Source organism: uncultured Stenotrophomonas sp. (assembly GCF_963519925.1).
Classification (GTDB): Bacteria; Pseudomonadota; Gammaproteobacteria; order Xanthomonadales; family Xanthomonadaceae; genus Stenotrophomonas; species Stenotrophomonas maltophilia_AE.
In genome coordinates this window covers 1-7,868 of the sequence record NZ_CAUQPH010000154.1, presented here as the reverse complement: position 1 = coordinate 7,868, position 7,868 = coordinate 1, and the positions used below count along the sequence as shown (strand labels likewise).

8 protein-coding genes are annotated in these 7,868 nt (G+C 67.1%); 4 read left to right on the top strand and 4 right to left on the bottom strand.

Going from position 1 to position 7,868, the window contains the following annotated elements; genetic code table 11:
* The 4 genes from RWO33_RS17750 to pdhA form a co-directional block, all read right to left on the bottom strand.
* On the bottom strand, nt 1–581 hold a 581-nt coding region (locus RWO33_RS17750), incomplete at its 3' end, for a biotin/lipoyl-containing protein (RefSeq protein ID WP_314106504.1).
* Nucleotides 578–931: an SH3 domain-containing protein gene (locus tag RWO33_RS17745; protein WP_145478894.1), complete on the bottom strand. Its 354-nt coding sequence runs from the start codon at nt 929–931 to the stop codon at nt 578–580. The genes RWO33_RS17745 and RWO33_RS17750, both read right to left, overlap by 4 nt.
* 1 nt (nt 932) lies before the next feature.
* Complete coding sequence (locus RWO33_RS17740; RefSeq protein WP_145478895.1) at nt 933–2,000, bottom strand: alpha-ketoacid dehydrogenase subunit beta; 1,068 nt, start codon at nt 1,998–2,000, stop codon at nt 933–935.
* Entirely contained in the window at nt 1,993–3,075 is a 1,083-nt protein-coding gene (gene pdhA, locus RWO33_RS17735) for a pyruvate dehydrogenase (acetyl-transferring) E1 component subunit alpha (RefSeq protein ID WP_145478896.1), read from the bottom strand. The genes RWO33_RS17740 and pdhA overlap by 8 nt, the downstream gene beginning before the upstream one ends.
* Nucleotides 3,076–3,409: 334 nt before the next feature.
* Here pdhA and RWO33_RS17730 point away from each other — a divergent pair, with 334 nt between their 5' ends.
* From RWO33_RS17730 to RWO33_RS17715, 4 genes are all read left to right on the top strand, one after another.
* Complete coding sequence (locus RWO33_RS17730; protein WP_145478897.1) at nt 3,410–4,288, top strand: tryptophan 2,3-dioxygenase family protein; 879 nt, start codon at nt 3,410–3,412, stop codon at nt 4,286–4,288.
* 243 nt (nt 4,289–4,531) lie between these two features.
* Nucleotides 4,532–6,034, top strand: coding sequence for an oligopeptide:H+ symporter (locus tag RWO33_RS17725; RefSeq protein ID WP_145478898.1), 1,503 nt, complete (start codon nt 4,532–4,534; stop codon nt 6,032–6,034).
* Nucleotides 6,035–6,042: 8 nt separating this feature from the next.
* A complete protein-coding gene (locus tag RWO33_RS17720; RefSeq protein WP_314106501.1) occupies nt 6,043–6,648 on the top strand; it encodes a thioredoxin family protein in 606 nt (201 codons plus the stop codon).
* A 206-nt stretch (nt 6,649–6,854) separates the two neighbouring features.
* Nucleotides 6,855–7,868 (top strand): hypothetical protein (locus RWO33_RS17715; RefSeq protein WP_314106500.1); only part of this gene is annotated, 1,014 nt, incomplete at its 3' end.

The window sequence follows — 7,868 nt, the reverse complement described above, 5'->3', positions numbered from 1 at the left end:
GCCATGGTCACCGCGCCGTCGGCGCCGGTGGCACGCACACGGCTCAGGTCCACGCCCAGCTTGCGCGCGGTGGCACGCACCGCGGGCACGGCCTTGACCCCTCCTACCGCCACCGCCTGCTCGGCGTGCACGGCATTGGAGCTCTGCATCGCGCCGACCACGGTACCGGCGTCATCGCGCTCGGCGCCGGGCTTGGCGATCTCGCCACCCTCATCGGACGCCACCACCTTGTCCGGCTGCGCCGCGGCGGTCTGGCCGGTGCTGGGCGTGGGCGAGGGTGCGGCATGCCCGTGGCTGTGGCCGGTGTCCTGGCCATCGGCGCGCTGCGGCAGGTTCGGGTCCAGTTCGAACTGGGCCAGCACGCTGCCGGTGGGGATGATGTCGCCCGCACCGCCGGCCAGCTTCAGTACCTTGCCGGAGAACGGCGACGGTACTTCCACCACGGCCTTGGCGGTCTCCATGGAGACCAGCGGCTCGTCCAGCTTGATCACGTCGCCTTCCTTGACGAACCACTCGACGATCGTTGCGTCGGGCAGGCCTTCGCCAAGGTCGGGCAGGTGGAAATTCTTGTTCTCACTCATGTGCAGTTCTCTTCCAGCAGTTCGAGATCGCGGGCCGGCAGCCAGCCCGTCGCGCCGTTCGCGCGCTCGGACCACCACCAGCCACCGTGTTCATGATGCAGCTTGACCATTTCACCGCTGTCCACGTCCAGTTCGCGGGCGTCATAGTCGCGCAGGGCCTCTGCGCGACCATCGTCCAGCATCTGCAACCACGCCACCGGTGCCCAGCCGGCACGCCCGTCGTCGGTGCGTACCCAGGCGAACGCCGGCCATTCCTCGTCACGAACACCCAGTTCGACGATCTGGCCGGTACGGAACCGGAGCGGGTTGGGGTACTGGCTGCGGTACGGGCCCAAGAGTCTGGCCCGCATGTCAGCCCGCCGCCACCGCGCGTTTGGCCGCGCTCACGATCCGGTCCACGCTGGGCAGGTACTTCATTTCCAGGCGGAACAACGGAATGTGGGTGTCGTAGCCGGTGACGCGTTCGACCGGCGCCAGCAGGTCGTACAGCGATTCCTCGGCCAGCCGCGCGGCGATCTCGGCACCGAAGCCCGCGGTCTTCGGGGCCTCCTGCACGATCACGCAGCGGCCGGTCTTGGCCACCGATTCGGCGATGGTGGCAAAATCGAGCGGGCGCAGCGTGGCCACGTCGATCACTTCGGCACTGATGCCTTCGCCAGCCAGCTTGTCGGCCGCTTCCAGCGCTTCCTTCACCTGCGCACCCCAGGTCACCAGGGTCACGTCGGTGCCGTCGCGCAGCACGAAGCACACGTCCAGCGGCAGCGCTTCGCCATCGTTCACCACCACTTCCTTGTACTGGCGGTAGATGCGCTTGGGCTCCATGTAGATCACCGGATCCGGTTCGCGGATCGCGGCCAGCAGCAGGCCGTAGGCGCGCTGCGGCGAAGACGGCAGCACCACGCGCAGGCCCGGCACGTTGGTGAAGATCGCCTCGTTGGCTTCGCTGTGGTGTTCCGGCGCGCGGATGCCGCCGCCCCACGGCACGCGCAGCACCATCGGGCAATGCAGGCGGCCACGCGTGCGGTAACGCAGGCGCGCGGCGTGGCAGACGATGTGGTCCACCATCGGGTACATGAAACCGTCGAACTGGGCTTCGGCCACCGGCTTCATGCCCTGCGCGGCCAGGCCGATGGTCAGGCCGGCGATGGTGGTTTCATCCAGCGGGGTGTCCAGGATGCGGTCGGCGCCGAAGCGCTGCTGCAGGCCGGCCGTGGCGCGGAACACGCCGCCGTTGACGCCGACGTCCTCGCCGAGGACCAGCACCGACTTGTCGTGTTCCAGCTCCCATGCCAGGGCCTGGGTGATGGCTTCGATGAGGGTGATGGGCGTGGTGGTCATGCTTTCTTCTCCGCGCGCGACGGCGGCGCTGTCGGCGGCGTTGGTCTGCGCGCTGGAGGCGCCGTTCTTGATCTCATCCATGGCGCTGCTCCAGGGCGATCGCCTGCGCGCGCTGGGCCAGCAGGTCCTGCGGCGGATCGGCATACAGGAAGTCGAACATCGCCTCGACCGGCTGCACCGGCGTGTTGAGGTACAGGTTCACTTCCTCATCCACGCGCTTGCCGCATTCCACGGTCCAGGCCTGTTCCTCTTCCTCGCTCCACACGCCCGCGTTGACCAGGTACTTGCGCAGGCGCAGCATCGGCTCGCGCTGCCAGGCGTCCTTCACCTCGGCGTCGTCGCGGTAGCGGCGCGCGTCATCGGCGGTGGTGTGGTCGGACAGGCGGTAGGTCATCAGTTCCAGCACGGTACCGCCGTCGCCGGCCAGCGCGCGGTCGCGCGCCTCCAGCATGGCCGCCATCACCGCGATCAGGTCGTTGCCGTCCACCTGCAGGCAGTGCAGGCCACCGGCCAGGCCCTTCTGCGCCAGCGTTTCGGCACCGGTCTGGGCCGAACGCGGGACCGAGATCGCCCAGCCGTTGTTGACGATGCACAGGATCAGCGGCAGCTTGTAGGCACCGGCCGAGTTCAGTGCGGCATAAAAGTCGGTCTTGGAGCTGCCACCGTCGCCGCACACGGCCACGGCGATCTGCTTCTCCTGGTTGAGCTTGAACTTCAGCGCCGCGCCGGCAGCGTGCAGGCACTGAGTGGAAATCGGCACGCAGAACGGGAAGTCCTTGGCCGCATTGCCGCCGTAGTCATTGCCGCGCTCGTCGCCGCCCCAGTACATCAGCACGTCGCGCGGGCGCACGCCGCGCATGAACATCGCGCCGTATTCGCGGTAGGACGGTGCGAACACGTCGTCCTTCTGCATCGCCGCGCCGATCCCGACATGGGCCGCTTCATGCCCCAGGCAGGCCGCGTAGGTGCCCAGCTTGCCGGTGCGCTGCAACGCGATCGACTTGCCGTCGAACACGCGCACGAACAGCATCTGCTTGAACATCGGCAGAAGTGCGCGTGGATCGCGCAGGGCCTCGGGCAGGTCATCGCGGACGAGCGTGCCGTCCGTGTCCAGGTACTGGAGATATTCGATCTTGAACTCAGCGGCAACCGTCATTGCGTACTGCACCTTCGACAGGAAGTTACAAATGATATGAATTGCCATGTTAAGGAAGGCGTATGAAAAAGCCGTCCTGCGGCGCAGCAAGAACTGGCCGGCGGGCCCCCCGGTATACCCCACGAAACGCCCGCAAGGCCAATAACATCAACGTATTCAGTTGCATCAACGGTGCATGAGCGCGGTCCTGCGGGGGCCTTGGCCGGGGCTCCCGGGTCGCCACTCCCGCGCTGAACACGGGGCTGCCCCGTGGTCCACACCCTGGCGTAGGGTGCACCCTGCGCAGGCATCCGGCCACTGCGCTACGCTTTCACCCCCTCAAGCGGTCCCCGCCATGTCTGTCGACAAGAACCAACGCGATCTGGAAGCCGGCATCCACACCGACCTGGAAGGCCGCCTCACCTACGGCGGCTACCTGCGGCTGGACCAGCTGCTGTCGGCGCAGCAGCCGCTGTCCAACCCGCCGCATCACGATGAAATGCTCTTCATCATCCAGCACCAGACCTCGGAGCTGTGGCTGAAGCTGCTGGGGCATGAGCTGCGCGCGGCGATCGGTTTCCTGCAGCGCGACCAGGTCTGGCAGTGCCAGAAGGTGCTGGCGCGCAGCAAGCTGGTGCTGCGCCAGCTGACCGAACAGTGGTCGGTGCTGGAAACGCTGACCCCGTCGGAATACATGGGCTTCCGCGACGTGCTCGGCCCGTCGTCGGGCTTCCAGTCGCTGCAGTACCGCTACATCGAGTTCCTGCTGGGCAACAAGAACGCGCAGATGCTGCAGGTGTTCTCGCACGACCCGGAAGGCCAGGCGCAGCTGCAGCAGGTGCTGGACGCGCCGAGCCTGTACGAGGAATTCCTGCGCTACCTGGCGCGGTTCGGCCATGCCATCCCGGCCGGTTACCTCGATCGCGACTGGCAGCAGCCGCACGTGGCCGACGATGCGCTGCACCCGGTGTTCGAACGGATCTACCAGAACACCGACCGCTACTGGCGCGAGTACGCGCTGTGCGAAGACCTGGTGGACCTGGAAACGGCCTTCCAGCTGTGGCGCTTCCGGCACATGCGCACGGTGATGCGGGTGATCGGCTTCAAGCGCGGTACCGGCGGTTCCAGCGGGGTGGGGTTCCTGCGCCAGGCGCTCGAGCTGACCTTCTTCCCGGAGCTGTTCCAGGTGCGCACCACGATCCGCAACGACGACCCGCTGCCGCCGGACGCCTGAGCGGACCCCGGTCCTCCATAAGCCTATTCATGTTTGCCGGCCGCAACCGCCTTACGGTGCGGGAGGCCCCGCCGTTGCTGCGCTGGCGGTCGGGCACGGGTAGTTGCAGATGCAAGTTCAGCGACCATGCGGTGAGCTGCACACATCGGTGTGTATTTGACGTGAACGCCGTTGTTCTGGGATTCTCCCGCGTTGTCTCGCACATCGGACGTGCATGTCTTCCACCGAACCCAGGAATCCCGCATGAGCGTAGACGCCGCCGCGAAATCCGTTCCCGAACCGGCGCTGCCGGAGTTCAAGACCACCCTCGGCCATCCACGCCCGCTGTGGATGCTGTTCATGACCGAGTTCTGGGAGCGCTTCGCGTTCTACGGAATCCGCTGGGCGCTGGTGCTGTACATCGTGGCCCAGTTCTTCGACGGCGACTCGGCCGGCCAGGCTGCGGCCAGCCGCACCTACGGTGCCTACCTGGCGCTGGTGTATGCCGCGGCGATCTTCGGCGGCTATGTGGCCGACCGGGTGCTGGGCTACCAGCGATCGATCCTGACCGGCGCGGTGATCATGGCCGCCGGCCTGTTCATGGTCGCCATGCCGAACAAGGAAGTGTTCGAATTCGGCCTGGCCACGATCATCATCGGCAACGGCCTGTTCAAGCCGAACATCTCGACCATGGTCGGCAAGCTGTACGGGCTGAAGGATGAGCGCCGCGATTCGGGCTTCACCATCTTCTACATGGGCATCAATGTCGGCGCGATGATCGCCCCGGTGCTCACCCAGTTCCTCGCCGAAAAGGTATTCGGTACCGAAGCGATGCCGTCCTACAAGATGGTGTTCATCGCCTCGGGCATCGGCATGCTGCTCAGCCTGGCCTGGTTCTACGTCGGCCGCGCCGGCCTGAAGGGCATTGGCGCACCGCCGGCCGGTGCCGAAGGCATGGGCCGCGTGGTGATGGTCTTCATCGGTTCGCTGGTCGCCATTCCGGTCGCCTATTTCCTGCTCTCCACCGGCGCCACCGCGCTGGCCTGGATCCTCGGCGTGCTGTTCGTGGCGCTGGGCGCGCTGCTGCTGGTGGAAGGCATCCGCGAGGGCAAGGTTCAGCGCGACCGCGTGATCGCGATGCTGATCATCTTCGCCTTCAACGTGATGTTCTGGATGTTCTTCGAACAGGCGGGCAGCTCCTTCACCTTCCTGGCCGACAACATCGTCAACCGCAACCTGGGCGGCTGGACCTTCCCGACCGCGTGGTTCCAGTCGGTCAACTCGGTGGCGATCATCACCCTGGCCCCGATCATCGCCTGGATCTGGATCAAGCTGGGTCGTGCCAATCCCTCCATCCCGCGCAAGTTCGGCCTGGGCCTGCTGTTCAACGGCGCGGCGTTCGCGCTGCTGATGTTGGCGCTGTCGAGCATGGTGGTGGACGGCAAGATCCCGTTCTGGACCCTGTTCATGGTTTACGTCATCCAGTCGGTCGGTGAGCTGTGCCTGTCGCCGATCGGCCTGTCGATGGTGACCAAGCTGGCCCCGGTGCGCCTGGTCGGCTTCGGCATGGGCGGCTGGTTCCTGTCCACCGGCATCGGCAACAACCTGTCCGGTATTTTCGCCGGTGCGGTCAGCGGCGAAGGCGGGATGACCGTCGAGTCCGCACTGACCGGTTACACCTTCGGTTTCTGGGCGTTGATGGGCTCGGGCGTGCTGTTGTTCCTGATCGCCCCGCTGATCAACAAGCTGATGCACGGCGTCAAGTGAGGTCTGCAATGCGCACGCACGCGTGGGGGTTCCCGTTGATCATGGCCGGCCTGCTCGCGGCCTGTTCGCCGTCGGCGCCTACCGCCGCGCCTGCGCAGCCGCTGGACACCACCGAACAGACGCCGCCGGTGGCCGATCCCGGCCAGCCGGTGGCCTCGGGCAACACCCCGGCCGCGGCGGATGTCGCCGCGGTCGCCGGGCTCAACGCGCAGTTCGACCCGGCCCGCGACCCGGTCGCCGACCTGGCCACGGCCAAGGTCGAGGCCCAGTGGGGCGGGAAGCGCATCGTGCTGGACGTGGGCGGCGAGTGGTGCTCGTGGTGCCACCTGCTGGATGCCTTCGTCGAGGGCGATGCAGAGATCCGCAGCTTCCGTGATGCCAATTACGTGTGGATGAAGGTCAACTACAGCGAAGACAACGAGAACGCGGCGTTCCTGTCGCAGTTCCCGGCGATCAAGGGCTATCCGCACCTGTTCGTGCTCGACGCGGATGGCACGCTGCTGCACTCGCAGTTCACCGGCGAGCTGGAGGCCGACAAGGGCCAGCCGAAGGGCTACAACCGCGAGCGCTTCTTTGCCTTCATGAAGGACTGGGCACCGCCGAAGGCGCCCTGACCGGACGGAAAAATGCCGCGGCCTCCGCGGCATTTTTTTTTGGAGACCGGCCCCGATCAACGTACCCCGCAGACCACGCCGGTAGAGCGGACTGTCAGTCCGCTGCTCTTCGCGCACGGGTGAATCTACAGCAGCGGACCAACGGTCCGCCCTACAGTTGCCCGGTCTCCTGCCGCTATTTCCAAGGACCTCATGGATCGAAGCGCATGCAGCCTGGAACTTCCGACAGCACCGTGGACGCACCGACCGGCGTGAGCCTCCCGCCAGCGGAGGTGCTGCTGGACGACGCGTCGGCCCATGCTGGCGAATCCGACATCCCGGATGTTGCCGCCACCCTGTACCGCCTGCCGCTGGTGTCGGTGCCGGACAACGTGCTGTTGAGCGCCGCCGTACAGAAACTGGTGGAGCAGAAGGCCCAGCTGGACACGCTGGCGCGCACCCCGGCGCTGGCCGGCCTGCTGCCAGCGGAGTGGCAGGGCACCGGTTCGCGCGGCGCCGACCTGCAGGCCTTCGTGCTGTCGGTACTGCCCTACCTGCACAACGCGACCAAGGCCGAAACCGCGCCCGCACGCCTGCCGCTCAAGCATGTGCTGGGCGACAGCGGTCGCTGGGACCACCATGACGTGGCCGAGCCGAAATCGCTGGCGTTCTTCCTGGCCAGCGACGACCGCGCCAGTGCCGGGGCGAAAGATCCGGCTGAAGCCTATCTGGTCGCCGCGCTGGGCCTGGCCTGGGCGCAGGAGGGGCGCACCCGCCCCGGCTTCCTGCGCCACATGGGCTACCCCAGCATGGCCGCGCGGGTGCATGTGCTGCCGTACCCGGAACCGGGGCAGCTGGCGCTGTACGGCGTGGTTGCCAACGGCCTGGCGCAGACCTGGTGCGTGCTGGACCGGCGCAAGCTGCGCCCGCTGCTGGCGCCGTGGCTGAGCGTGCCGCTGCTCACCGCCTATGGCGTTGCCGCGCCCAGCCCGTGGCCCGCGAGCTATCCGGCGATCGACGAGGTGGCGCGTGCGCTGGCCGTCGCGCGCACCGGCAAGGGCCCGGTGGAAGTAGACCTGGTCAAGGTGGCGGCCAAGGTCGCCGACGATGCGTCAGGGGAAACCTGGATGCCGGTGAGCCTGCTCCAGGTCGGCACCTGGGCCCCGCGCTGGCGCTACTTCCTGGCCACCTTCATCGCGCTGCCGGCGGCCTTGCTGGTGATCGCCGCACTGGCGCTGCCG